The 24,584-nt window shown below is 71.2% G+C and carries 27 protein-coding genes; 10 read left to right on the forward strand and 17 right to left on the reverse strand.

Annotation, left to right across the window (positions count from 1 at the left end):
* Positions 1 to 7 precede the first annotated feature (7 nt).
* From AB0I88_RS00055 to paaZ, 11 genes are all read right to left on the reverse strand, one after another.
* Positions 8 to 988 carry a sugar phosphate isomerase/epimerase family protein gene (locus tag AB0I88_RS00055; protein WP_361016439.1) on the reverse strand — a complete coding sequence of 327 codons (981 nt, stop codon included), beginning with the start codon at positions 986 to 988 and terminating at the stop codon, positions 8 to 10.
* Complete coding sequence (locus tag AB0I88_RS00060) at positions 985 to 1,170, reverse strand: hypothetical protein (protein ID WP_361016440.1); 186 nt, start codon at positions 1,168 to 1,170, stop codon at positions 985 to 987. Before AB0I88_RS00060 ends, AB0I88_RS00055 begins: the two co-directional genes overlap by 4 nt.
* Positions 1,167 to 2,312, reverse strand: coding sequence for an inositol-3-phosphate synthase (locus AB0I88_RS00065; RefSeq protein WP_361016443.1), 1,146 nt, complete (start codon positions 2,310 to 2,312; stop codon positions 1,167 to 1,169). The genes AB0I88_RS00060 and AB0I88_RS00065 overlap by 4 nt, the downstream gene beginning before the upstream one ends.
* Before the next feature lie 251 nt (positions 2,313 to 2,563).
* The gene (locus AB0I88_RS00070) at positions 2,564 to 3,778 is read right to left on the reverse strand and encodes a Gfo/Idh/MocA family oxidoreductase (RefSeq protein WP_361017109.1); all 1,215 of its coding nucleotides are present in this window, start codon (positions 3,776 to 3,778) and stop codon (positions 2,564 to 2,566) included.
* Between the two features lie 22 nt (positions 3,779 to 3,800).
* On the reverse strand, positions 3,801 to 4,853 hold the full coding sequence (locus AB0I88_RS00075; RefSeq protein WP_361016446.1) for a substrate-binding domain-containing protein: 1,053 nt from the start codon (positions 4,851 to 4,853) through the stop codon (positions 3,801 to 3,803).
* Positions 4,854 to 4,928: 75 nt separating this feature from the next.
* Complete coding sequence (locus AB0I88_RS00080; RefSeq protein WP_361017111.1) at positions 4,929 to 5,975, reverse strand: ABC transporter permease; 1,047 nt, start codon at positions 5,973 to 5,975, stop codon at positions 4,929 to 4,931.
* 17 nt (positions 5,976 to 5,992) lie between these two features.
* Complete coding sequence (locus AB0I88_RS00085; RefSeq protein ID WP_361016449.1) at positions 5,993 to 7,519, reverse strand: sugar ABC transporter ATP-binding protein; 1,527 nt, start codon at positions 7,517 to 7,519, stop codon at positions 5,993 to 5,995.
* A 64-nt stretch (positions 7,520 to 7,583) separates the two neighbouring features.
* Positions 7,584 to 8,759, reverse strand: a complete 1,176-nt coding sequence (locus AB0I88_RS00090) for an ROK family protein (RefSeq protein WP_361016451.1) — start codon at positions 8,757 to 8,759, stop codon at positions 7,584 to 7,586.
* A gap of 171 nt (positions 8,760 to 8,930) precedes the next feature.
* Positions 8,931 to 9,743, reverse strand: a complete 813-nt coding sequence (locus AB0I88_RS00095; protein WP_361016454.1) for a hypothetical protein — start codon at positions 9,741 to 9,743, stop codon at positions 8,931 to 8,933.
* Positions 9,744 to 10,661: 918 nt separating this feature from the next.
* Entirely contained in the window at positions 10,662 to 11,150 is a 489-nt protein-coding gene (rraA, locus tag AB0I88_RS00100) for a ribonuclease E activity regulator RraA (protein WP_361016457.1), read from the reverse strand.
* Positions 11,151 to 11,252: 102 nt separating this feature from the next.
* Positions 11,253 to 13,295: a phenylacetic acid degradation bifunctional protein PaaZ gene (gene paaZ, locus AB0I88_RS00105; RefSeq protein ID WP_361016460.1), complete on the reverse strand. Its 2,043-nt coding sequence runs from the start codon at positions 13,293 to 13,295 to the stop codon at positions 11,253 to 11,255.
* Positions 13,296 to 13,402: 107 nt separating this feature from the next.
* Between paaZ and paaA the strand changes: the two genes are divergently transcribed.
* The 5 genes from paaA to paaE all read left to right on the forward strand — a co-directional run bounded on the left by paaA (position 13,403) and on the right by paaE (position 17,108).
* Positions 13,403 to 14,329 (forward strand): 1,2-phenylacetyl-CoA epoxidase subunit PaaA, encoded by a 927-nt coding sequence (gene paaA, locus AB0I88_RS00110; RefSeq protein WP_361016463.1) that lies wholly within the window; start codon positions 13,403 to 13,405, stop codon positions 14,327 to 14,329.
* A complete protein-coding gene (paaB, locus tag AB0I88_RS00115) occupies positions 14,326 to 14,619 on the forward strand; it encodes a 1,2-phenylacetyl-CoA epoxidase subunit PaaB (protein WP_361016465.1) in 294 nt (97 codons plus the stop codon). Before paaA ends, paaB begins: the two co-directional genes overlap by 4 nt.
* Before the next feature lie 156 nt (positions 14,620 to 14,775).
* On the forward strand, positions 14,776 to 15,540 hold the full coding sequence (gene paaC / locus AB0I88_RS00120) for a 1,2-phenylacetyl-CoA epoxidase subunit PaaC (RefSeq protein WP_361017113.1): 765 nt from the start codon (positions 14,776 to 14,778) through the stop codon (positions 15,538 to 15,540).
* Positions 15,534 to 16,034, forward strand: coding sequence for a 1,2-phenylacetyl-CoA epoxidase subunit PaaD (gene paaD, locus AB0I88_RS00125; RefSeq protein WP_361016468.1), 501 nt, complete (start codon positions 15,534 to 15,536; stop codon positions 16,032 to 16,034). The genes paaC and paaD overlap by 7 nt, the downstream gene beginning before the upstream one ends.
* Positions 16,035 to 17,108 (forward strand): 1,2-phenylacetyl-CoA epoxidase subunit PaaE, encoded by a 1,074-nt coding sequence (paaE, locus tag AB0I88_RS00130; RefSeq protein WP_361016471.1) that lies wholly within the window; start codon positions 16,035 to 16,037, stop codon positions 17,106 to 17,108. It begins immediately after the preceding gene.
* 155 nt (positions 17,109 to 17,263) lie between these two features.
* Here the strand turns inward: paaE and AB0I88_RS00135 are convergent, their stop codons facing one another.
* The 3 genes from AB0I88_RS00135 to AB0I88_RS00145 form a co-directional block, all read right to left on the reverse strand.
* Complete coding sequence (locus AB0I88_RS00135) at positions 17,264 to 17,884, reverse strand: TetR/AcrR family transcriptional regulator (protein WP_361016474.1); 621 nt, start codon at positions 17,882 to 17,884, stop codon at positions 17,264 to 17,266.
* A gap of 337 nt (positions 17,885 to 18,221) precedes the next feature.
* Positions 18,222 to 18,605, reverse strand: coding sequence for a VOC family protein (locus AB0I88_RS00140; RefSeq protein WP_361016477.1), 384 nt, complete (start codon positions 18,603 to 18,605; stop codon positions 18,222 to 18,224).
* Positions 18,606 to 18,676: 71 nt separating this feature from the next.
* Entirely contained in the window at positions 18,677 to 19,450 is a 774-nt protein-coding gene (locus tag AB0I88_RS00145; RefSeq protein ID WP_361016480.1) for a CAP domain-containing protein, read from the reverse strand.
* 186 nt (positions 19,451 to 19,636) lie between these two features.
* Here AB0I88_RS00145 and AB0I88_RS00150 point away from each other — a divergent pair, with 186 nt between their 5' ends.
* From AB0I88_RS00150 to AB0I88_RS00165, 4 genes are all read left to right on the forward strand, one after another.
* A complete protein-coding gene (locus AB0I88_RS00150; protein ID WP_361016483.1) occupies positions 19,637 to 20,308 on the forward strand; it encodes an FKBP-type peptidyl-prolyl cis-trans isomerase in 672 nt (223 codons plus the stop codon).
* A 209-nt stretch (positions 20,309 to 20,517) separates the two neighbouring features.
* Positions 20,518 to 21,177 carry a DUF998 domain-containing protein gene (locus AB0I88_RS00155; protein ID WP_361016485.1) on the forward strand — a complete coding sequence of 220 codons (660 nt, stop codon included), beginning with the start codon at positions 20,518 to 20,520 and terminating at the stop codon, positions 21,175 to 21,177.
* Complete coding sequence (locus AB0I88_RS00160; RefSeq protein ID WP_361016488.1) at positions 21,174 to 21,545, forward strand: YciI family protein; 372 nt, start codon at positions 21,174 to 21,176, stop codon at positions 21,543 to 21,545. Before AB0I88_RS00155 ends, AB0I88_RS00160 begins: the two co-directional genes overlap by 4 nt.
* Before the next feature lie 2 nt (positions 21,546 to 21,547).
* Positions 21,548 to 22,777 (forward strand): sigma-70 family RNA polymerase sigma factor, encoded by a 1,230-nt coding sequence (locus tag AB0I88_RS00165; protein ID WP_361016491.1) that lies wholly within the window; start codon positions 21,548 to 21,550, stop codon positions 22,775 to 22,777.
* Between the two features lie 148 nt (positions 22,778 to 22,925).
* Here the strand turns inward: AB0I88_RS00165 and AB0I88_RS00170 are convergent, their stop codons facing one another.
* The 3 genes from AB0I88_RS00170 to AB0I88_RS00180 form a co-directional block, all read right to left on the reverse strand.
* Complete coding sequence (locus tag AB0I88_RS00170) at positions 22,926 to 23,144, reverse strand: hypothetical protein (protein WP_361016494.1); 219 nt, start codon at positions 23,142 to 23,144, stop codon at positions 22,926 to 22,928.
* 98 nt (positions 23,145 to 23,242) lie between these two features.
* Positions 23,243 to 23,797 (reverse strand): GNAT family N-acetyltransferase, encoded by a 555-nt coding sequence (locus tag AB0I88_RS00175; protein WP_361016497.1) that lies wholly within the window; start codon positions 23,795 to 23,797, stop codon positions 23,243 to 23,245.
* Positions 23,798 to 23,918: 121 nt separating this feature from the next.
* Positions 23,919 to 24,176, reverse strand: coding sequence for a hypothetical protein (locus tag AB0I88_RS00180; RefSeq protein ID WP_361016499.1), 258 nt, complete (start codon positions 24,174 to 24,176; stop codon positions 23,919 to 23,921).
* Here AB0I88_RS00180 and AB0I88_RS00185 point away from each other — a divergent pair.
* Complete coding sequence (locus AB0I88_RS00185; RefSeq protein WP_361016502.1) at positions 24,160 to 24,564, forward strand: NUDIX domain-containing protein; 405 nt, start codon at positions 24,160 to 24,162, stop codon at positions 24,562 to 24,564. The two genes, AB0I88_RS00180 and AB0I88_RS00185, sit on opposite strands and share 17 nt — an antisense overlap.
* Positions 24,565 to 24,584: the final 20 nt, after the last annotated feature.

Raw genomic sequence — 24,584 nt, forward strand, 5'->3', positions numbered from 1 at the left:
TCCTCGTCTAGCGCTCGGTGGCGCGGCCGCCCTGCTCAGCAGACCGGCTGCCCTGCCCAGTGGTCCGGCCGCCCTGCTCAGTGGTCCGGCTGCCCTGCTCAGTGGTCCGGCCGCCCTGCTCAGTGGTCCGGCCGCCCTGCTCAGTGGTCCGGCCGTCCTTCTCCGCTGCCCGCAGGAATTCCAGGGACCGGGCCGCCACCGTGGGGGCGGCGTGCGAATGCCGGGGCAGTTCCACGGCGACGAGCCCGGCGTACCCGGCCGCGGACAGCGCCGCCAGCACCGGCGGGAAGTCGATCTCCCCGGCGCCGAATTCGAGGTGCTCGTGCACGCCCCGCCTCATGTCGTCGATCTGAACGTTGACCAGGTGCCCCGCCACCGACGCGACACAGTCAGGAACCGGATCCGGCTCCAGACATCGACAATGCCCGATATCGAGCGTGATGCCGAGCGTCGCCGGCGAGCCGAGGGCCGCGTGCAGCCGCCGCCAGCCGGCGATGTCCGCCACGAGCATGCCCGGCTCCGGTTCGAATCCGAGCGTCACACCGCGCCGCCGGGCGACGTCGACGATCCGGGCGCAGCCGTCGGTGAGCCGGTCCCAGGCGGTGTCCTCGGTGACGTCGGCCGGGCGAATCCCGGCCCAGAACGACACCGCCTCGGCCCCCAGGTCGGCGCCGATGTCGACGGCCCGGCGCAGGAACTCCAGCCGCAGCTCCCGCTCGTGTTCCAGCAGCGTCGGCGAGTGTTTGCGCCAGGGATCGAGCAGGTAACGGGCACCCGTCTCGATCACCACGGACAGGCCGAGCGACGACAGCCGCGCGGACACCTCGCCGACCCGGCGCGCCAGGTCACCGGCGAACGGATCCAGGTGGTCGTGGTCGAGGGTGAGCGCCACACCCGCGTACCCGAGGTCGGCTATCACGGCGAGCGCGTCGCCGAGCCGGTGGTTGGCGAACCCGTTGGTGCCGTAGCCGAACCGCAGGCCGCTCACGTGGGGCCGGCCTTCCGTGCCGGCGGACCGTCGAGGACCGCGGCGCCGGCCGCCGCCACACCCGCACCGGGACGCCCGGCCCGGGCGGTCACCGTGCCCCGCGACACCGGGAACGCGACGATCCCGGCCGTCACCGCGCCCCGCGGCGCCACCGGATCCCGGCTGGTCAGGCGGCCGTTCATGCCGGGGCCTGGCCGAGACCGGCGACGAAATCGGTCAGCATCCGGAACTGGTCGGCCAGGCCGTGCGGGACGTCGCCCGGCGGATCCTTGAAGAAGAACGCCAGCTCGGTGAGGGCCCCGGATCGCCCGGCGGCGTGCGCGGCCGCGGTCAGCCGCGCCAGGTCCAGCACCAGCGGGGCGGCCAGCGCCGAGTCGCAGCCGTGCCAGGTGAACTCCAGTCGCATCCGGGTGCCCAGGAAACCGGCGAACGTCACCAGGTCCCAGGCCGTCTTGAAGTTGCCGATGTCCTCGACGTACTCGATCCGGACCGTCCCCTGCGGCTGGTGGCCGAGAGTCTCCCGCAGCACTCGCTGTTTGCTGGCGCTCTTGGCGTCGTTGGCGGCCGGATCGGCGAGGTTCGCGCCGTCGCCACCGCCGAGCAGGTTGACGCCGGACCACGTGAGCACGTCCAGGTTGCGCTGGGCGAACATCGGCGCCAGCACCGACTTGAGCAGGGTCTCTCCGGTTTTGCCGTCCCGGCCGGCGTAGGGCAGCCCCTGCCGCCGGGCCAGTTCGTCGAGGGCCGGCAGCCGGGCGCCGGTCGACGGGGTGAAGTCGACGTACGGGCAGCCGGCCCGCAGTGCCGCGTAGGCGTGCAGTGCGCTCGGTGGCAGCACCGGCCGTCGCCCGCCGAGGGCGGTCTCCAGCAGCGCCAGGTCGGCGTGCGCCGGGTCCGGTACGGCGGCCGGCTCGGTGGAGGCGACGTTCACCACGACGACCCGGTCCAGCCGGTGCCGTTCCCGGAACTCCACCAGGTCGGCGATGACGAGGCCGGCCCTCGCCGCCTGGGTCGGGCCGTCCGGCAGCGGCCGGATCTCGGGGTCCAGGGCGGCCAGGTCGGCCTGCACGGCGGCCACCAGGCGCGCCGGCACCACCCCGGCGTCGGACAGGGCCTCGGCTCTCTTGGTCAGCGGCACCGTGGACGGATCGTGGCCGCCGAAGACGAGATCACCGAAACCGGGGAGGGCGGCGCCGCGCAGGCCCGGCAGTTCGGTGACGCACCCGGTCGGTGCGGCCAGGCCGGCGCGCACGGCGAGAGCTCCGACGATGCTGGTGACCGCGACGCTGCCGCGGCCACCGACCAGCCAGACACCCAGGGACATGACTCCTCCGCATTCGTTGGCGTTGCCGGACGGCGCCGCCGGGACAGCGGCGGCGGGCAGGCGGAGCCGGTGCGGCGTTCCGGCTCCGCCTGCCGGTCCAGGGGGGTTTGCCGCGGTTCACCCGGCCCGGCCCGGGAATCCCGTCCGTGCCACGCCGGGTGGCGGTCGTCTCCCGCACCGCCCGTCCGGACACGGGGCGCACCGTGTCCGGACCCTCGCGGACGTGCGGGAGGCCGGTCGATCAGCAGCGGTCAGGCGGCCACCTCCGCGAGGATCGGCTCCACGTCGGTCCATCCGGAGCCCTGCCCGGCCGACCGGAGAACGGCGTCCAGCACCAGCTGCACCTGGAGCGCGTCGGTGAACGACGGCGCCGGGGCGGCGCCGGTGGCGATCGCCTCGATCAGGTCGCGGGCCTGGTGGGTGAAGGAGTGCTCGTATCCGATCCCGTGGCCGGGAGGCCACCAGGCGGACATGTACGGGTGCTCCGGTTCGGTCACCAAAATCCTGGTGAAACCCTGTTCGGTGGACGGCCCGGTGGCGTCGTAGAACTCGAGCTCGTTCATCCGCTCGAAGTCGAAGGCGACCGACCCCAGCGAGCCGTTGATCTCCACCCGCAGCCCGTTCTTGCGGCCGGTGGCGAAGCGGGTGGCCTCGTACGTGGCGACCGCGCCACCGTCGAGCCGGGCCAGGAACAGCGCGGCGTCGTCGACGGTCACCAGCCCGGTGGCGGCGGATCCGTTGCCGTCACCGGCCGCGGCGCTGAGCCCGCTGGAGGCCTGCGGCAGCGGCCGTTCCTTGACGAACGTCTCGGTCAGCGCGGTCACCCCGGTGATGTGCTGACCGGTGACGAACTGGGTGAGGTCGATGATGTGCGCGCCGATGTCGCCCAGCGCGCCGGAGCCCGCCTTGTCCTTCTGCAACCGCCAGACCAGCGGGAACTGCGGATCGGTGATCCAGTCCTGGAGGTAGGCGGCGCGGATGTGCCGGATGTCGCCGATCCGCCCGCCGGCCACCATCCGGCGCATCAGCGCGACCGCGGGCACCCGGCGGTAGTTGAACCCGCACATCGACCGGACTCCCGACGCGGCGGCCCGGTCGGCGGCGGCCACCATCTGCCGGGCCTCGTCGATCGTGTTGGCCAGCGGCTTCTCGCACAGGACGTGCTTGCCGGCGGCGAGGGCCGCGATGGCGATCTCGGCGTGGCTGTCGCCGGGGGTGCAGACGTCGATGAGGTCGATGTCGTCGCGAGCGACCAGGGCACGCCAGTCGGTGGTGTGCTCGTCCCAGCCGAGCCGGGCCGCGGCGGCCGCGACTTTCGCCTCGTCGCGGCCGCAGACCGCTGTCATCCGGGCATGCAGGGGCAGGTCGTGGAAGCGGTTCACGGTGCGCCACGCCTGTGAGTGCGCGGCGCCCATGAACGCGTAGCCGACCATGCCGACCCGCAGGTGCGATTGCGTGGACAAGATGGGTCTCCCCCCGGTACGCGCGTCAGAACCCGAGCTTGATGTAGTCGCTCGCGTTCTCCTTCGTGATGGTCTCCGAGGCCAGCACGATCTCCTTGGGAACCTGGAGTTCCACCAGGTCGGCCATGCCCTTGTTCTGGCCGATCAGCCGGGCCAGCGAGATGGCGGAGGACGCCATCGACGGGCTGTAGGTGACCGTGGCCTTGAGCGGCGTGTTGTCGGCCTGGATCGTCTCCATCGCCTTCTTCGAGCCGGCGCCGCCGACCATGATGAACTCGCTGCGGCCGGCCTGGTTGATCGCGGCGAGCACGCCGACGCCCTGGTCGTCGTCATGGTTCCAGAGGGCGTCCATCTTCGGCAGCGCCTGGAGCAGCTGGGAGGCCTCCTGCTGGCCGGAGTCGACGGTGAACCGGGCCGCCCGGCGGTTGGCGATCTTGAAACCGGCCGCTTTCAGGGTGTCGGAGAAGCCCTTGGACCGCGTCTGGGTCAGCTCCAGCTCGTCCATGCCGGCGATCTCGCCGATGATCGGGTTGCTGACGCCTTTGGCCCTCATCTGGGTGATGATGTAGTCGGCCGCGGCGACGCCCATGCCGTAGTTGTCACCCATGATCTGGGTCCGGTAGGCGCGGGCGTCGGGGAAGGCCCGGTCGAGGTTCACCACCGGGATGCCGGCCGCCATCGCCGCGAGGCCGACCGAGTTCAGCTCCTTGCCGTCGTAGGGCAGCATCACGATGACGGTGGGCTTCTGCCCGACCAGGGTGGACAGGGCGGCACGCTGGGCGGCGGCGTCCGCGCCCGCCTCCACCGACTTGAACTCCACGTCGGAGTACGCCTGGGCCTGAGCCTTGGCGTTGGAGGTGATGGCGCCGATCCATCCGTGGTCGGCCGCCGGCGCGGAGAAGCCGATGACGACCTTCTGGCCGGGGGCCGCGTTGCCGCCGGTGTCCGTGGCCTTGGTCTGCGCTTCGGTCGGCGAGGCCTCGTTGCTGGTGCAGGCGGTGAGAAGGGTGCCCGCGCCCACCGCGGCGCCGCCGAGCAGCAGCCCGCGTCGCGACAGGTCGGAATTGAACTTTGCCATGATCGGCTCCTATGTCATCAGGGTGTGCGGAACCCGGCGGCCGCCCTGCCGGCGGTCACCTGTGGACGAGCGGGTTCACGTGTGGGAGGTGACCTTGTGACGGGCGAGGAACTGGGTGACGGACTTGAAGCGGAACTGCTGAACCAGGACCGCGGCGACGATGATGCCGCCCTTGACCATGTTCTGGGCCTCGGTGGAGAGGCCGTTGATGGCGAACAGATTGGTGATCGTCGCGAAGATCAGCACGCCGAGCATGGAGCCCACGATGGTGCCCCGGCCGCCGCTGAGCAGGGTGCCACCGATGATGGCGGCGGCGATCGCGTCCAGCTCGTACAGGTTGCCCATGGCCGCCTGCGCGGAGGTCGCCTGGGACGTCAGCATGATCGCGGCGATGCCGCAGCACAGGCCGGACAGCCCGTACAGGAGCATGGTGTGGCGTTTGACGTTGATGCCCGCCAGGCGGGCGGCTTCCGGGTTGCCGCCGACGGCGACCGTGCGCCGGCCGAACGTGGTGCGGTTGAGCAGCACCCAGCCGGCCACCGCCACCGCGGCGAGGATGTAGACCAGCTGCGGGATGCCGAGGATCTTGTCGGCGGCGATGCCGTTGATGAACTGGTCGGAGGAGATCTGCGTCTGTTTCCCGGAGATCGCCGCGGCCAGGCCGCGGGCGGCGACCAGCATCGCCAGGGTGGCGATGAAGGGCACCAGGCGACCGTACGAGATGAGCACGCCGTTGATCATGCCGACCGCCACGCCGACGGTGATCGCCGTGAAGATCATCCCGGCGGCGCCGTAGGACTGGGTGGCCACCGTGGTGCACCAGACACCGGCGAGCGCCACGATCGCGCCGACCGACAGGTCGATGCCGCCGCCGATGATCACGAAGGTCATCCCGACCGTGACCACGCCGACGACCGACGCGAGCTGGAGGATCGACAGCATGTTGTTCCACACCCAGGTGGAGTCGCTGTAGAGCTCCGGCTTCGTGATCGCGCCGATGGCGATGAGGGCGAGCAGCACACCGACCAGGATCAGGTTGCGGGTCACCGACTCGCCGGACTCACCGCCCCACGACCGCCGCCGGTCACCCCCGTCGGGTGGCGCCGTGCCGGCGGCCTCCACCTTGCCTTCGCTGAGGGTCACGCGGGCGCCCCTTCCATGAGCGACCCCGCCATGACGAGGTCGAGGACCGTGTCTTCGTCGAGCTCTTCGGACGGCGCCTCACGGACGACCCGGCCCTCGCGCATCACCAGCACGCGGTCGGACAGGCCGAGCACCTCGGGCACCTCGCTGGAGACCAGCAGCACGCCGACGCCCTCGGCGGCGAGACCGCGGATCACCCGGTACAGCTCGGCCCGGGCGCCGACGTCCACGCCGCGGGTCGGCTCGTCGAGCAGCAGCAGCCGGGTGTCACCGAGCAGCCACCGGCCGACCACGACCTTCTGCTGGTTGCCGCCGGACAGGGTGCGCACCGGGCGGCGGACGTCGCGGGGCCGCATGTCCAGCGATGTCGCCACCCGGTCGGCGGCGGCGCGTTCCCGGCGGGCGTTGGTGAACCCGGCCCGCGCCAGACGGGAGAAGGTCGCCAGCGTCATGTTGCGGTAGATCGGTTCGCCGAGCAGCAGGGCCTGGCTCTTGCGCTCCTCGGGGGCCATGCCCATGCCGGCGCGGACCGCGGCGCCGACGTTTCCGGGGCGCAGGGCACGTCCGTCGAGTTCGACGGTTCCGCTGTCCGGGCGCCGGGCCCCGTACAGGGTTTCCAGCAGCTCGGAGCGGCCGGAGCCGACCAGCCCGGCGATGCCGACGATCTCGCCGGCCGCGACGGTGAGCGAGACGTCCCGGAACTCGCCGGCCCGGGTCAGGTCACGCGCCCGCAGCAGTTCCCGCCGTTCCGGCGGCGCGGGCGGGCGCGGCGGGAACACGTACTCGATGGTGCGGCCGGTCATCCGGCTGACCAGTTCGCTGGTGGGGGTGGTCGCGGCGGACAGGTTCGCGGCGGTGGTGCGCCCGTCCTTGAGGACGGTGACCCGGTCGCCGATCTGCCGGATCTCCTCCAGCCGGTGCGAGATGTAGATGACCGCGATGCCCTGCGCGGTCAGGGTGCGGATGATGCGGAACAGGTTCTCCACCTCGTCGTGGGCGAGCACCGCGGAGGGCTCGTCCATGATCAGCAGTCGGGCCTCCTGGGACAGTGCCCGGGCCATGCTGACCACCTGTTTGCCGGCGGACTGGAGGGCGTAGACCATCCGGCGGACCGGGATCTCCTCGTGGCCGAGCGAGCCCAGGATCCGCCGGGCGCGGTCGGCCATGGCGCCGCGGCGGATGAAGCCGAACCGCCGCGGTTCGTGACCGAGGAACACGTTCTCCGAGACGTTGAGGTCGTCGACCAGGTCGAGCTCCTGGTAGATGGTGGCGATGCCGGCCTTCATGGCGGCTTGCGGGCCGGCGAACGCGACCGGTTCGCCGAGCCACTCGACCGTGCCGGCGTCCGGGCGGTGCACCCCGGACAGCACCTTGATCAGAGTGGATTTGCCGGCGCCGTTCTGCCCGAGCAGACAGTGCACCTCGCCGGCCCGGACCTCCAGTTGCACCCCGTCCAGGGCCCGCACCCCGGGGAAGGTCTTCACCAGATCGGTGAGCCGCAGGACGACCTCGTGCTCACTCATTCCGGCACCCTCGATTCGCTCCGGCGGTTCACACCCCGGCCCGACGGTCCACCCGTGCGCCCGTTCATGAGGCCTGCTCGAAGGCGACGTCGCTGGCCAGCACGGCCGCGCCGGTCACCCCGGCGCGGGAGCCGAGCTCGGACAGCACGATCGGCAGGTTGCCGGTGGCCAGTGGCAGCGATCGGCGGTAGACCGCGCTGCGGATCTCCGCCAGCAGTATGTGACCCAACTGAGCGAGCCCTCCCCCGATGACGATCATGGACGGGTTGGCGAAGCTGACCAGGGAGGCGAGCACGGACCCGAGCTTGTGCCCGCCCTCCCGGATCAGCTTGATGCAGGTGACGTCGCCCTCGGTGGCACCCTCGGCGACGTCCCGGGCGGTGAGCACGCCGTTGACGGCCAGCCGGTCGGCGAGCGCCGGGGAGCCGCCGGCCCGGGCGGCCACCATCGCGTCCCGCGCCAGCGCCGTGCCGCTGAACAGCGCCTCCAGGCAGCCGACGTTGCCGCACGAGCACATCGGACCGTGCGGGTCGACCTGGATGTGCCCGATGTCCCCGGCGCAGCCGTCGGTGCCGCGGTAGACGTCGTCGTTGAGGTAGATGCCGCAGCCGATGCCGGTGCCGATCTTCACGAACAGGAAGTCCTGAACGCTGTGCGCCACTCCCCCGTGCTGCTCGCCCACGGCCATGATGTTCACGTCGTTGTCGACGACCGCCGGGCAGCCGTGCTCACGGGTGAGCAGCTCACGGACCCCGAACCGGTCCCAGCCCGGCATGATCGGCGGCGAGACGGGCACTCCGTCGCGGAAGCTGACCGGGCCCGGCACGCCGATCCCGATCGCGTCGAGCCGGTCGTAGACCCCGTCCACCCGCGCCTTGGCCAGGAGCTCGTTGACCCGGTGCAGGATGGCCTTGGGGCCGGAGCGGATGTCGGCCTCCTCGGTGTAGGCGGCGACCGGCTCCAGCCGGGCGTTGGTCACCTCCACGTCGATCGAGCTGGCGCCCAGATCGACCGCGGCGAACCGCAGCCGCGGATGCAGTTCGACGAGCGTCGAGCGTCGCCCGCCCCGGGAGGCCGCCATCCCGGCCTCGACGAGATAGCCGGCGGCGACCAGGCGCTCCACTTCGGCGAGCAGCCGCGGCCGGGGAAGTTGCAGGCGATCGGCCAGCTCGGCCCGCGACGTGGCGCCCTCGTTGCGCAGCAGGCGCAGCAGCCGCAGGTAGGGAGGATCGATCGTCATACGCACGGTTTGACCTCATATCCGCACGCCGCAGCGCGCCGCGGCCGCCAAAGTCACATCGGTGTTTCGTCGATGTGTTACATGCGCCACAGTAGAAGTGATTGATTTAACTGTCCATAGCTTCCTTAGGATCCACATCGAACTTTCGACAGATCATGCAAAAGCTTCGGGTCACCAGGCGAGGTCCTCCAGATCCAGACCCCAGCCATCCATCGGTACGGTCGGCAAAGCGCCCGGCCACGACAAAGGCATGCAGTCCATCGCGGAGTCGCACAGGTCAGGCAGATCCAGCGGCCCGAACGGATGCCCACCGCCGCCGGCCAGCCCCACCAGCCCGGGGTCCAGGTCATCGAGGAACACCGGCCGATCATGGCGGCGCCGGTGCTGCCCGGACCCGTCGCGATGCGGCCGATTCCGCTGCTGGTGAGCCCTCACACCGGCGGGCTTCGCGACCGGCTTGGCCACCGGCCTCCCGACCGGCTTGGCCGCAGGCTTCGCGACCGGCTTGGCCACCGGCTTCACGACCGGCTTGGCCACCGGCTTCACGACCGGCTTGGCCACCGGCCTCGCGACCGGCTTGGCCACCGGCTTCACGACCGGCTTGGCGACCGGCTTGGCCACCGGCTTGGCGGCAGGCTTCGCGACCGGCTTCGCCAACGGCTTGGTCGCAGGCTTGGCCACGGGCTTCACTGCAGGTTCGGCATGGACCGGCTCGGTCGCCGGCGTGACGGCCGGCTGGGTGGTGGCGGGCGTGACGGCCGGCCGGGTGGTGGCGGGCGTGATGGCCGGGACGTACGGCTTGGTGACCTGCGCCGGGCGGACAGGTGCCGGCTTGCCGGTGGGCGCAGGCGGCAGATCGGGGCCCGGCCGGCCGCCGGTGGGCACAGGCGAGCCGGCGACCGGCCCTGCGGAGGTGGGCACCTCCTGGCTGACGGTCGGGAACGCTTGGCTGACGGTCGGAACGGGCTGGCTGACGGTCGGCACCGGCCGGGTGGTGGGCGGACTGGTCACCGGCCGGCTGGCACTGGGCGAAGGCGTGACGGGAGTCCCGAGTGGACCGAGGATCCGCAGAACGACGGCGTCGGCGTCACCGTCGGACGACGGGCTGGGGATGGGATCCGGTATTCCGCTGCGCGCGATCGGCGGCGGCAGCAGCGACGTGATGACGACGACCCCGGCGACGGTGGCGAATCTGCGCATCCGGGCGACCTCCTTGAACAGAAAGGACGAAACACCCCGAGGCTAACGCCAAGATCCGACAAAACGGTCATTACTCGCATAAGTCGAGCCGTCATCATTCCGCGGCGGCCGACGGGCCGGCGTCCAGGGCGATGTGCGCTCTGAGTCCTCACAACCCGGGGTTGATCACGCTGAGCGTGAAACCTGGCCTGGTCGCGGTTGTCGCTGGTTGGGGTGATGAGGAAGGCCCGGTATGCGACGACGCCTCACCATTGGTGATAGCGAGTGCGGCTGTCGGGGCACCCTCCCCGCCGGCTCACCAGCGATACCTCCGCCCCAGCCCGGATCTGGTCCGCCTGGACAGCCTCCTGCGCCCACAGTCAGGATAGTTTCCGGTCAGAACGCGACACCCGTTGTGGATGTGATGACACCCGTTGCGGGTGTCATGTTGCCGGACCACACATACAGCCGTGAGCCGTGTCCGTCTCATCGGATAGGGATTCGTTCCTGAGTGCTGCGAACCCGTGATCGTCGCAGCGGTTCCGCATCTCGGCTGGCCGACGCCACCCAGCAGCTCCACATCCCAGCCAGCCGACGCCACCCAGCGGTTTCGCATCTCGGCTGGCCGGCGCCACGCGGTGGCATTCATGGACGGTGTCAGGGGCCGCCGGCGGTCACCGACGAGTCGTCGCGGCCGGGCAGGTCTTTCTCACCGCGCGGCGCTCAGCTGTCGCGCGCCGACCCGTCGAGCGGCAGCACCACGATGCCGTCGTCGTCGCTGACGACCTCGGCGCCGGGCGTGAACCGGCAGCCACCGAATTCGATCACGCCGTCACGCCGCCCCGCCCCGGTCTTGCCGCTCTTGCGCGGGTTGGAACCGAGCGCCTTGATCCCGATCGGCAGCTCCCGCAGGGCGGCCACGTCCCGGACCGCTCCGTTGATGATCACGCCGGCCCAGCCGTTGCCGACGGCGAGCCCGGCGATGACGTCACCCATGAGGGCGGTGTGCACCGAGCCTCCGCCGTCGACGACCAGGACGCGGCCGCCGCCGGGTTCGCCGAGCACCGACTTGAGCAGGGCGTTGTCCTGGAAGCACGAGACGGTGACGGCGGGCCCGGCGAACCCGGCGACGCCACCGTACTGGCGCAGTTGGGTGTCGCAGGACTCGAGACGGTCGCCGTGCTCGTCGTACAGGTCTGCGGTGCTCTTCATCGGTTTCCCCTCGACGCGGTGGCGCACGCCACGATGCCTTCGGCGGTGAACCCGCCGCCGCTGATCATCGCCGATGACGGCGGCATCGTGGCGTGCGGGCGGTCAGCCCTCGGCCGGCCAGGTCTTGGCCACGAGGGTGAGCACGTCGTACGTGGCGACCGGCTGGTCCTCCTGGTTGGTGACCACGGCGTCCCACCGGACCTCGCCGTAGTCGGCGCTGTCGCGCGGCTTGATCTCCTTGACCGTCAGGGTGACCGCGATGGTGTCGTCGACCTTGACCGGGGTGAGGAAGCGCAGGTTGTCGACGCCGTAGTTGGCCAGGACCGGGCCCGGCGACGGCTCGACGAACAGTCCGGCGGCCAGGGAGACGACCAGGTAGCCGTGGGCGACGATGCCGCCGAAGAGCGGGTTGCGGGCGGCGGCCTCGGCGTCGGTGTGCGCGTAGAAGGTGTCGCCGGTGAACTCGGCGAAGTGTTCGATGTCGGCGAGACCGACGGTGCGCCCGCCGGACCGGATGGTGTCGCCGATCCGCAGCTCGGCGAGGCTCTTGCGGAACGGGTGCACGTCCTCCGTACGCTGCGAGGCGCCCGTGGTCCAACGGCCGGTGACCGCGGTGAGCAGGTCGGGTGACGCCTGGATCGCGGTCCGCTGCATGTGGCCGAGGACCGCGCGGACGCCGCCGAGCTCCTCGCCGCCGCCGGCCCGGCCGGGGCCGCCGTGCACGAGCATCGGCAGCGGCGAGCCGTGTCCGGTGGACTCCTTGGCGTCGTCGCGGTCGAGCAGGAGCACCCGGCCGTGCCACGGCGCCAGGCCGAGGACGACGGTCCGGGCGACGGCCGGGTCGTGGGTGGCGACGGAGGCGACGAGGCTGCCCTTGCCGCGGGCCGCCAGGGCGACCGCCTCGTCCAGGCCGTCGTAGGTGAGCACGGTGCTGACCGGGCCGAACGGTTCGACGTTGTGCGGTTCGGTGGCGCCCGGCGTGGCCCGCAACAGCAGTGGGGTGAAGAAGGCGCCGCGTTCGGCGTCGCCGTCCAGCAGCGGCTGCCCGGCCGGGTCGCCGACGACGATCTCGGAGCCGGCCCGCAGCGCTTCGACGGCTTTGCGGACCTCGTCGCGCTGGCCGAGGCTGGCGAGCGCGCCCATCCGTACGTCGGGGTTGCGCGGATCGCCGACGGTGATCTTCGAGAGCCGGTCGGCGAGGGCGCCGACGACCTGGTCGGCGATCGTGGACGGCACGATGACCCGGCGGATGGCGGTGCATTTCTGGCCCGCCTTGACCGTCATCTCGGTGACGACGCCCTTGACGAACAGGTCGAACTCGGGGTCGTCGGCGCGCACGTCCGGGCCGAGGATCGAGCAGTTCAGCGAGTCGGCCTCGACACCGAGCCGGACGCCCCCATCGAGGACGTTGGGGTGGCGGCGCAGGATGCCTGCGGTGTGGGCGGAGCCGGTGAAGGCCACCGAGTCCTGCTCGGTCAGCTCGTCGAGCAGGCTGCCGGCGCTGCCGGTGATCAGCTGCAGGCTGCCTTCCGGAAGCAGGCCGGACTCGATGATCCGCCGGACCACGAGTTCGGTGAGGTAGGCGGTCTGGCTGGCCGGTTTGACGATGGTGGGCAGGCCGGCGAGGAAGGCCGGAGCGAGCTTCTCCAGCATGCCCCAGACGGGGAAGTTGAAGGCGTTGATCTGTACGGCGACGCCGGGCCGTGAGGTGAAGACGTGCTGCCCGACGAAGGTGCCGGCCTTGCCTAGGCGTTCCACGGCGCCGTCGATGACGATCGTGTCGTTGGGCAGCTCGCGGGTGCCCTTGCCGGCGAAGCTGAACAGGGTGCCGATGCCGCCGTCGACGTCGACGGCGGTGTCACGGGTGGTCGCGCCGGTCCGCACGGACAGCGCGTAGAACTCGTCCTTGCCGGCCATCAGATGTTTGGCCAGCGCTTTGAGGGCGGCGGCGCGCTGGTGGAAGGTGAGCGCCCGCAGCGCCGGCCCGCCGACCGTCCGCGCGTGGGCGACCATGGCGCCGATGTCGAGCCCACGGCTGGAGATGCGGGCGACCTCCTCGCCGGTGGCGGCGTCCAGCAGCGGGTCGCCCTCGGCGGCGGCGCGGAACCAGCGTCCGGCGGCGTAGCTCTCCAGCAGCGTGCTCACGCTTTCCTCCTACGGCTGATGGTTGCGCGATGCGGCAGACTCGTGTCACGGTATTACAGACCGATCGGTAAGTAAATCGCCCGGTAAGTAGATGCGTGGAGGTGCCAATGACGGACGCCCTTCTACAGGCGGAGTTCGACGCCACGATCGCGCATCACGACCGCATCGAGCCGCGCGACTGGATGCCCGACGGCTACCGCAAGACCCTCATCCGGCAGATCGCGCAGCACGCCCACTCCGAGATCATCGGCATGCAGCCGGAGGGCAACTGGATCAGCCGGGCCCCGTCGCTGCGCCGCAAGGCGATCCTGCTGGCCAAGGTGCAGGACGAGGCCGGCCACGGGCTCTACCTCTACTCCGCCTGCGAGACCCTCGGCATCTCCCGCGCCGAGCTGGTCGAGCTGCTGCTGTCCGGGAAGCAGAAATACTCGTCGATCTTCAACTACCCCACCCTTTCGTACGCCGACGTGGGCACCATCGGCTGGCTCGTCGACGGCGCCGCGATCTGCAACCAGGTCCCGCTGTGCCGCACCTCCTACGGCCCCTACGGCCGGGCCATGATCCGCATCTGCAAGGAGGAGTCCTTCCACCAGCGGCAGGGCTACGAGCTGCTGATGACGATGATGCGCGGCACCGAGGAGCAGCGGGCCATGGTGCAGGAGTCGGTCGACCGCTTCTGGTGGCCGTCGCTGATGATGTTCGGCCCGCCCGACGACCAGTCGCCCAACAGCGGGCAGTCGATGGCCTGGGGCATCAAACGCAACTCCAACGACGAGCTGCGGCAGCGGTTCGTCGACATGACCGTGCCGCAGGCCGAGGCGCTCGGCGTCACCCTGCCCGACCCGCGGCTGCGGTGGAACGCCGACCGGGACCACTACGACTTCGGCGAACCGGACTGGGCCGAGCTGACCGCCGTGATCCGCGGCAACGGCCCCTGCAACGCCGAGCGCATGGCCCACCGCCGGGCCGCACATGAGGACGGAGCATGGGTACGCGAAGCGGCCACCGCCTTCGCGGAAAAGGCCGCCCGGTGAACCCCGGCCGCGGCGACTGGCCGCTCTACGAGGTGTTCGTCCGCGGAAAGCGCGGGCTCAACCACGTGCACGTCGGCTCCCTGCACGCCCCCGACGACGCGTTCGCCCTGTCGCACGCCCGCGACGTCTACACCCGCCGCAACGAGGGCGTCAGCATCTGGGTGGTCCGCGCCGAGGCGATCACCGCGTCCAGCCCGGACGAGAAGGATCCGTTGTTCGCGCCGAGCGGCGACAAGGTCTACCGCCATCCGACGTTCTACGAGATCCCCGCCGACGTCCCGCACATGTGAGAAGGACCCATGAACGACGACAGCGTCTACGACGGCCTGCTCGGCGGCGACTCGTCGCAGTGGGCGTTCGGCACCGACTTCGAGGATCCGCTCGCCGGTGTCGACACCACGGTCCCGGCCGGGATCGACGGCGCGGAGCTGGCCGTCTACTGCCTGATGCTCGGCGACGACACCCTCGTGCTCTCGCAACGGCTGGCCGAGTGGTGCAGCCGCGCGCCCGAGCTCGAAGAGGACATCGCGCTGGCCAACTTCGCCCTCGACCTGCTCGGCCAGGCACGGCTGCTGCTGGCCCGGGCCGCGGCCGCCGACCCGTCGATCGTGCCGCCGTTGCCGGAGGGGTCACCGGTGCCGGCCGAGGACGCCCTGGCGTTCTTCCGTGACGCCGGGCGGTTCCGCAACGTACGCCTCGCCGAGGTGCCCAACGGCGACTTCGCGCACGTGGTCGTACGTCTGCTGCTCTTCTCGATCGCCCGGCTGGCGATCCTGCAAGAGCTGCGCGGCAGCGGCGACGCGGTGCTCGCCGCGGTCGCCGCCAAAGGCGTCAAGGAGCTGACCTACCACCGCGACTGGGCCGGCCGCTGGTTCGTCACCCTGGCGCGGGGCACCGCCGAGTCCCGGCGCCGGTTGCTCGCCGCGCTGGAACAACTCTGGCCGCTGCGCGCCGAACTGACCGCCACCCATCCGGTGGAACGGTCACTGGCCGCCGCGGGCGTCGGCGTCGACCCGGCCACCATCGCCGCCGAGACCGAGGTGGTCCTGGACCAGGTGCTCGCCGTCGCCGAGGTGGACCGCCCGCAGCGGGCACCGCTGGCCGGGGTCGGCGGCCGCGCCGGCCGCGACGGGCTGCACACCGAGGCGCTGAGCCGGATGCTGGCCGAGATGCAGGTGGTCGCCCGCGCCCACCCGTGCGGCCGATGGTGACCGTCCGCGAGCGGGCCGCCGCCGTCGCCGCCGCCGTCCGCGACCCCGAGATGCCGATGCTGACCCTCGCCGACCTGGGCATCCTCCGCGACGTGCGGGTCGAGGGCGACGTCGTGGTCGCGTCGATCACTCCGACGTATTCGGGATGCCCGGCCATGGCCACGATGCGTGACGACCTCGTGCACCGGCTCACCGACGCCGGATTCGCCCGGGTCGAGGTTCGCGTCGTCCTCGATCCGGCCTGGTCCAGCGACTGGATCACCGAGACGGGACGGGCCGCCCTGCGCGCCGCCGGTCTCTCCCCACCCGGCCCCGCGAACCGCCCCGCCGGGCCGGTTCCGCTCACGCTGGGGCCGGCCCGGCGGGCGCTGACGTGCCCACGGTGCGGCTCCGCCCGTACCGAGAGGGTCTCCGAATTCGGCTCCACCGCCTGCAAGGCCCTCTACCGCTGCGCGGACTGTCTCGAACCGTTCGACCACGTCAAGGAGCTGTGAGTGACCGCCGCCGTCCGCACCCGCACCGCCTTCCACCCGTTGCGGGTCGCCGCCGTCGAGCGCCTGTGCGACGACGCGGTCGCGGTGACGTTCACGGTTCCCGAAGAGCTGCGGGAGGCGTACGCGTTCCGGGCCGGGCAGTCACTCACTCTGCGCCGCGTGATCGACGGGCGGGAGGAACGCCGCACCTACTCGATCTGCGCGCCGGCCGGGCAGGCGCCGCGCATCGGCGTCCGCGAGATCCCGGACGGCCTGTTCTCGTCGTGGCTGGTTCACGACGTCCGGCCGGGCACGGTCATCGAGGTGCAGACCCCCACCGGGGCGTGGCACGCCGACCCGGCGCTCGGTGAGCGGCACCTGCTGATCGCCGCCGGTTCCGGGATCACGCCGCTGCTGTCGATCGCCGCCACCGTCCTGACCCATCCGGGCGCCCGGGTGTCGCTGCTCTACGGCAACCGCAGCAGCAACACGGTCATGTTCGCCGAGGAGATCGGCGACCTGAAGAACCGGTACGGTCCGCGCCTGCAGGTCGCGCACGTGCTGTCCCGGGAGCCCCGCGAGGTGGAGCTGTTCTCCGGCCGCCTGGACCGCGACCGGCTGCACCGGCTGCTGACCGACGTGATCCCGGCCGAGGCGTTCGACCACGTCTGGCTCTGCGGTCCCCTGCCGATGATCACCGACGCCCGCGCCGTGCTCACCGAACTGGGTGTGCCGGCCGACCGGGTCCACGTCGAACTGTTCTACGTCGACGCGCCACCGCCCCGGCCGCACCGTCCCGACGCGGAGATCACCGGCAGTACGGCGGCGCTGACCACCGTGCTCGACGGCCGGCGGGCCACCGTCACGGTCTCGAAGGATGTCACGATCCTGGATGGCGCCCAGGCGAGCCGCGCCGACCTCCCGTTCGCCTGCAAGGGCGGCGTCTGCGGCACCTGCCGGGCCCTGGTCCGCGACGGCGAGGTGGACATGCGCCGCAACTATGCCCTGGAAGAGCGGGAGATCGCCGCCGGATTCGTGCTGACCTGCCAGAGCTTCCCCGTCAGCGACACGGTCACCGTCGACTACGACGCCTGAGCGCAGCCGGTGGCGTTTCAGGCGCGGCATTTCAGCGGCGCGGCATTTCAGCGGCGCGGCGTTCAAGCGCCGCCATTTGAGCGGCGCAGCAGGCGGCGGCATTTGAGCGGCGCAGCAGGCGGCGGCGTCTCAGCGGCGCAGCAGGCGGCGGCGTCTCAGCGGCGCAGCAGGCCGTCGAAGGCGACCGCGGCCACCGTCGCCGCGACCGTCGCCGCGTCGTGGGTGCCCTCCGGCCTGTACCACTCGACCAGCGAGTTCACCATGCCGAACAGCAGCCGGCTGACCAGTTCCGGCGGCAGGTCGTCGCGCAGCGCCCCCTCGGCGACCGCGTCCCGGACCAGCCCGGCGAGCTGGTCGTCCAGCCAGCGGCGCCGTTTCAGGGCGTCGACCTCGACCGGGGTGTTGCCCCGCACCCGCAGCAGCAGCGTGACGGCGGGCTGGTGGGCCACGAGCACCTCCACCGACCGGCGGACCACCTCACGCAGCCGGTCGTGGGCGCTGCTGCCGTCGTCCGCGTGGGTCGCCGCCGACACCACCGCGGTCAGCTCGTCGAGGGCGTCGCCCAGAGCCAGCCGGAGCAGGTCGTCCTTGCTGGCGAAGTGGTGGTAGATCGCCGCCTTGCTCAGGCCCAGCTCGGCGGCCAGGTCACCGATGCTCGTCGCGTCGTACCCCTTGCGGTTGAACAGGGCGACCGCCGTCCGCAGAACCGCCGCCTGGTCGTATCCGGGCCGCCCACGGCCACGGCGCACCGCTGGCGCGGGCTCGGCTGCTGTCACCCCGGAAGCGTCTCACGGTCCGCCCGGAAAGATCTTCCAGGGTACGGTCTCGACCGGGTCGAGGTCGGCGGGGCTGAGGGCGCGCATTCGTAGCCCGCTGCGAACCGCGCCGGGTCGAACGCCGTGGAGACGGGTGGACGCCGGTGCGCGTACCGCGTGATCTGGGGTTTGAGGTCGGGAGGACCGGGGTGGAGTTCACGCGGCTGGGCCGGACCGCTCACCGACGAGGAGGTCGCCGGATTGGAGGCCCCATACCTGTCACAGGACAACTACTGGTGGTGATCGGAGGCGCTGCCCGCGACGGGTCGTGACCACCGCCCCGGTGTGACGGGCCGCCTCAGGCCACGCAGAACTCGTTGCCCTCGGGATCGTGCATGACGACGTGGCTGAACCGCCCGCCGTACGACTGTTCCCGCACGATCGTCGCCCCGGCCCGGACGAGGCTGTCCGCCTTCTCGCGAATGCCGCGCTCGTGCTCGGACGGAGCCCCCGACGGCCCGGCGGGCACCCGGATGTCGATGTGCATCCGGTTCTTGGCGGTCTTGCCCTCGGGTACCCGCAAGAAGCTGATGGCCGGGCCCGCCCCGTCCGGATCGACGATCGAGGCGCCGTCCGGCTCGTCGTAACCGGGTTCGGGAATGTAACCGAGGGCTTCCGCCCAGAATGCCGCCATCCGGTGCGGATCGGCGGCGTCACAGCCCAGCGTCCACCGCATCGCCATGCGATCACGTTATCGCCACGAGCGGCGCCGCCCCAGCCGCGGGGCGGCTGGGGCGGCGCGGTGTTCAAGAATCAGTAACCGAAGTTCTGGGTGTAGTACGGGGTGCCGTCTGCGGAGAAGACGACGCCGACGCCGACGGTCTTGGACTTGCAGTTCACGATGTTGGCGCGGTGGCCGGAGCTGTTCATCCAGCCGTTGACCACTTCGGCGGCGGTGCGGTAGCCGTAGGCGATGTTCTCGGCCGACGGCTGGGCGTAGCCGGCGGCCTTCACCCGGGTGGCGAAGGTGGAGCCGCCGCTGCCGGTGTGCGAGAACGTGCCGGTCTGCGCCATCCAGGCGCTGTGGCCCCGGGCGGCCGCGGTGAGCTGGTCGTTGACCGTCAGGGCCGCGCAGCCGTTGTTGCCGCGCTCGATGTTGATCAGGCGGTTGACCTCGGTTTGCAGGGTCTGCTCGCTGGACTTCGCCGGAGCGGTCGTACCCGGAGCCGGCGTGCCCGGCTTGGCCGGGGTCGTCTGCGTCGGCGCGGGCTTGGTGGGGGCCGGCTTGGTGGGGGCCGGCTTGATCGGCGCCGGCTTGCCCGGGGTGGGCCACGACGGACTGCGCTTGGACGGGCCGGGGTTCCAGTAGCCGTACCGGTCCGAACCGTACCGGTCCGAGCCGTACTTGTCGGAGCCGTACTTGTCGGAGCCGTACTTCCAGGAGTCCTGGTCCCACGGGCCGGGCTGCGACGGGCCGGGCTTCGCCGGAACGGCCTCGGCAGGGCTCGCGATCATCGTGGTGGCACCGACAGCGGCGACCGGGGCGAGGAGGGCGGTCACGGCGAGGCGGCGAAGAAGCTGGCGCAAGAGCAGGCCCTTTCGAAGTGGTGAATCCGCTGTCTGCGGGCTCACCACTGACTTCGGCGCACCCCGGGCCGCGACGATCACAGAACCGGTGTTTGCCCGTCTCCGAACGGTTGCCGAGCCGCCCGCTTGTTGATCTCCCCAGTCGAGTGTCAGCCGATTCCGAGCGGAGTGTCGTATCGTCGGCCGGTGCCCGATTCCGTAACGAGCCGCAGTAGCGCGGCTGTCAAGCGCCCCGCCCCCGTTCCCCCGCGCAAGACCAAGGCCGTGAAAAGGGCCGAAGCCAAGATCGCCAAGGCGCGCGCCCGGACTATGCAGCGACGTCGCGAGGCGCTGAGCATGGCCGGTGTGGCGGCGGCCGTGGTGGCGCTCATCGTCGGCCTGGTGCTGTGGATCGGCAACACCTCCCAGCCGGCCGACCCGACCGCGGCGGGCACGACGCCGGACGCGACAACGGCGGCGACCTTCCCGCCGCTGCCCGAGGGCGCCGACCCGGCCCTGAGCACGAAGCCCGCGGCGACCGCCGGCACCGGCACCGTCACCGAGCTGAAGACGACGACCCTCGTCGAGGGCACCGGCCCCGCCGTCCGGTCGGGCCAGTCGATCAACGTGAACTATGTCGGTGTCACCTACACCGACGGCAAGGAGTTCGACTCGTCCTGGAGCCGGTCGAAGCCGTTCAGCTTCACGGTCGGTGCGGGCAAGGTCATCCCCGGCTGGGATCAGGGCCTTCTCGGGGTGAAGGTCGGCAGCCGGGTGCAGCTCGACATCCCGGCCGACCTGGCCTACGGCGAGAACCCGAGCGGCGGGCAGCCGGCGGGCACGCTCCGCTTCATCGTCGACGTCCTGGCCGCCGACTGAGCCGACGGGGGTGTTGCCCGGCGCCGGGCAGCACTCCCACCGGCTGGTCCGGCGATCGGTCGCTCGCTGAACTCGTTCACGGAGAACGCCGGTCCCGCCGGCGGCCGGCCAAGTCGTCCCGGCGGGTGTGACGCAGACCACTTCCCGCAGTTGCCGGGATGCGCGCGACGTCTACGAGGTAGCGGCAACCAACCCAACGGGAGGATGCCATGACCGCCGTCGTCACCACCTCGGGCCCGATCGCCCACATCCGGACCGGCACCCGCGCCCTGCTGATCGCGGGCGCCTGGGCGGGGCCGTTCTTCGTCGTCTCGTCGCTGTTGCAGATGCTCGCCCGCGACGGTTTCGACCTGCGCCGGCATGCGCTCAGCCAGCTCGCCGTCGGCCACCTAGGGTGGCTGCAGGTCGCCACGTTCACACTGACCGGCCTGGGGATCGTCGCCCTGGCCGTGGGGCTGTGGCGCACCCTGGCCACCGGCGCCGGCCGTCGCACGGTGCCGTTGTTCACCGGTGTCTTCGGCGCCGGGCTGGTGCTCGCCGGGCTGTTCCCGCCCGACGCCGAGAACGGCTTTCCGGCCGGCACACCGGGCGGGCCGGTGGCCGCGATGTCGTGGCACGCCGTGGTGCACGCGACCGCCGCGGTGCTGGCGTTCACCGCGCTGGCGGTCGCCTGCGCGGCCCACACGATCCGGTCGGCGCGGCGGCGGGCGGTCGCCGCGGCCGTTCTCAGTGGCATCGTGACGGTGGTGCTGCTGTTGCCGCCGGCTCCGGCGTACACCGGCATCCAACTCGCGGTGACCGGCCTGATCTCCTTCGCCTGGACCACCGCGCTCGCCCTGTCCGCTCTCGCTGCGAGGACCGCCCGATGAAATATCTGCTGCTGGCCTACACACCGGTCGCGACGTGGGATGCCGAGAACTCGGGGATCGACTCCGAGGAGGCCATGGCGGCGTTCGCCGTCTACCAGAGGTTCCAGGAGGAGCTCACCGCCACCGGGGAGTTCGTCGGCAGTGAGGGGCTCGGCCATCCCGCGGTCAGCACCACCCTGCGGCGCACCCCGGACGGGGTGGTCGCCACCGACGGGCCGTTCGCCGAGCTCAAGGAGGTGCTGGCGAGCTACGCCGTGATCGACTGCGCCAGCCAGGAGCGGGCGGTCGAGATCGCCGGCCGGATCGTCGCGATCCTCGGTGAGCCCATCGAGATCCGGCCGATCATGTGCGCCGACCTCACCGGGTGACCATGCCGGGCGACACGGTCGAGCACCTGCTGCGCACCGAGGCGCCGCAGGTGCTCGGCGCGCTGGTGCGGCGGTTCGGCCATTTCGACCTGGCCGAGGACGCCGTGCAGGAGGCCCTGCTCGCGGCGAGCCGGCAGTGGCCCGCCGACGGGATCCCGGCAGACCCGCGCGGCTGGCTCATCCGGGTCGGCTACCGGCGGCTGGTTGACCTGCTGCGCTCCGAGCAGGCCCGCCGCCGGCGCGAGCATCAGGCGGTGCTCGCCGAGCCGGAGCCGGCCGGTCCCGCTCCGGCGTCCGACGACAGCGTGACGTTGTTGCTGCTCTGCTGCCATCCGGCGCTCAAGCCCACCGATCAGGTGGCGCTCACCCTGCGTGCGGTCGGCGGGCTCAGCACATCCGAGACAGCCCATGCGTACGGGGTGAGCGAGCCCACGATGAGCGCGCGGATCACCCGGGCGAAACGACGGCTCGCCGAGTCCGGTGCCCGGTTCACCGCCCCGACCGCCGCCGACCGTGACGGCCGGGTCGCCGCGGCCCTGCAGGCGCTGTACCTGATCTTCAACGAGGGCTACATCGCGTCCCGTGGCGACCGGCTGGGCCGGATCGACCTGGCGCGGGAGGCGATCCGGCTCACCCGAATGCTGCACGCCGCGGAGCCCGCCGACCCGGAGATCGCCGGTCTGCTCGCGTTGATGCTGCTCACCGAGGCGCGCCGGGCCGCCCGCACCGACGGCGACGGACGGCTGGTGCCGCTCGCCGAACAGGACCGGTCACGCTGGGACTCCGGCCTCCTCCGGGAGGGCACCGACCTGGTCGACGGCGTGTGGGGCGCCCCCGACGCCGGTCCCTACCGGATCCAGGCGGCGATCGCCGCCGTGCACGCCGCCGCCGCATCGGCCGAGGCCACCGACTGGCCGCAGATCGCCGCGCTCTACCTGGGGCTGGAGCACGTCAACCCGACCGGCCCGGTGCGGTTGAGCCGGGTCGTCGCGGTGGCGCACGCGTACGGGCCGGCGCGCGGCCTGGCCCTCTTGGACGACTTGGACGAGCGGCATCGGCTGTCCGGCGACCAGCTCACCAGCCAGCGCGAACGCGCCGTCCGGGCCCACCTGCTCGAGATGCTCGGCGATCGGCCCGCGGCCGCCCGGCTCTACCGGGAGGCTGCCGCGCTGACCGCCAACGTGGTGGAACAGCGGTACCTCCTGGGCCGCGGCCGCCGTTGCCAGGATTGAGGCCGGTCAGCGAAAGACGCGTTCCACTCGCCCGCCGAAGCCCGAACCGCCACACCTACCCGAACACCCCAGGGGTACGGCGAGCGACGGGCACCGGGCGATGATAGATGGTCTTCGTCGTACTCCGCGGCCTGAGGGGCCTGCGGATTCAGGAGCGTTGATCAGCCTCGACCGCACCGGGACGACACCGGATAGCGGCCTCGACTCGTACCGCGGCACCGACGAACACCAGGAGCCCCGCGAAGCAATAGCCTCTCACCGGCACGCCGTCCGTCAGGAACCCCAAGCCGGCTATCAAGAGGCCGATGATCACAGCGAAGGCCCCGAAGGTCCGCGCTGATTCACCTGGCTGTTCGTCGATGCTCACGGCGGGCAGCATACGGGTTGTGATCCCGGTCAGCGACGGTGCGTCCGTCGAACCCTGGCCGGGCCACCGGCCATGACGGCGCGGCCCGAGCTATGGGTTCAGCTGTTCCCGTAGTAGCGATAGCGGACTTCCGCCAAGGGAAATCCGCGCGACTCGTCCGTCTTCGATGAACCGTCGACACGCCAACCGCCGGCTTCGTAGAAGCGCCGCGCGCGGTCGTTGGTGTCCAGCACCCACAACACGACCTCGCTGTAGCCGGCCTTCTCGAGCCGATGCAAGCCGGCCTCCATGAGAAGCCGTCCAGCACCGTGTCCCCAGTACTCCGGTAACAGGTAGATCGCCTTGATCTCGCCTACCAGCTGTGGATCCGTGTCCGGGTCTCGGCTCGGCGAGACATTGACGAATCCGACCACACCATCGACTTCGTGTTCCAGCACGAGGGTGACCGCAGGCGCGTGGTCCGATTGGAGCCACCGAAGCCATCCCTCCCGCCGTTGAGAGGGATCAAGCTGATCCAAGTATTCCTGGGGAACCTTCCCGCGATACGCCTCCTGCCAGGTACGGACGTGTACGACAGCGAGCGCCCCGGCATCATCCATCGTTGCCGATCTAACGATCATGGCGGCCATCTTGCCAGGACTGATGCCGGCCACGAGCCAGGGAAATGTCCACGACAAGGGGGTCTTTACTTCAATCGCACTTCAAGTGTCAGCCTGAAGCCGCGGGACGGTGCCGGGTGGCGGAAGGGGCGGGTCGGTGCGGGTTCGAGGTATCTCATGGGTCGGCGTGAAGACGGATTCCTACCAGCAGATGAGGGACTTCTTCGCTGACGTGGCAGGGCTGGCGATCGACCACGAGCAGTCGGGCTTCGCCGTTTTCCGTTTCCCCGACGGCGACAAGCTGGAGATCTTCGGTCCCGAGGCTGATGATCCGCCGGAACAATTCGCCCGGGAGAAGGTCGTGGCAAGCCTGCTCGTAGACGTTTTTCGCCGGCGGTCTGCCACAATCCCCAACCATGCCCGAGATCGTCACCGGAGCGCTGGTCAGCGAAGGTCGCGTCCTACTCGTCCACCGAAGTCCGAACCGCCGCGTCTACCCGAACGTGTGGGATCTACCCGGCGGGCACATCGATCCAGGTGAGACAGAACTGGCTGCCCTCACCAGGGAGTTGCGCGAGGAGCTGGGCGTTCAGATCGGGGCAGGCTCGGCGATCCATCTGTGCCGGTTCAACATAGGCCGCGACGAGGAATCCGTACGCTTCAGCGCCTGGCTTGTCGGTGAGTGGAAGGGAACACCGGCGAACGCCGCTCCCGACGAACATGACGAGATCCGTTGGTTCCGGCATGAAGAGCTCCCCCCACTCGCCCACGACCTTCTGGGCCCGGCGCTGGTGAAAGCGATGAGAGAGTCCCGCCCCTGAACTTCAGCGCCCTGTCATCG

Origin of the sequence: Actinoplanes sp. NPDC049802 (assembly GCF_040656595.1) — a bacterium.
Taxonomy (GTDB): Bacteria; Actinomycetota; Actinomycetes; order Mycobacteriales; family Micromonosporaceae; genus Actinoplanes.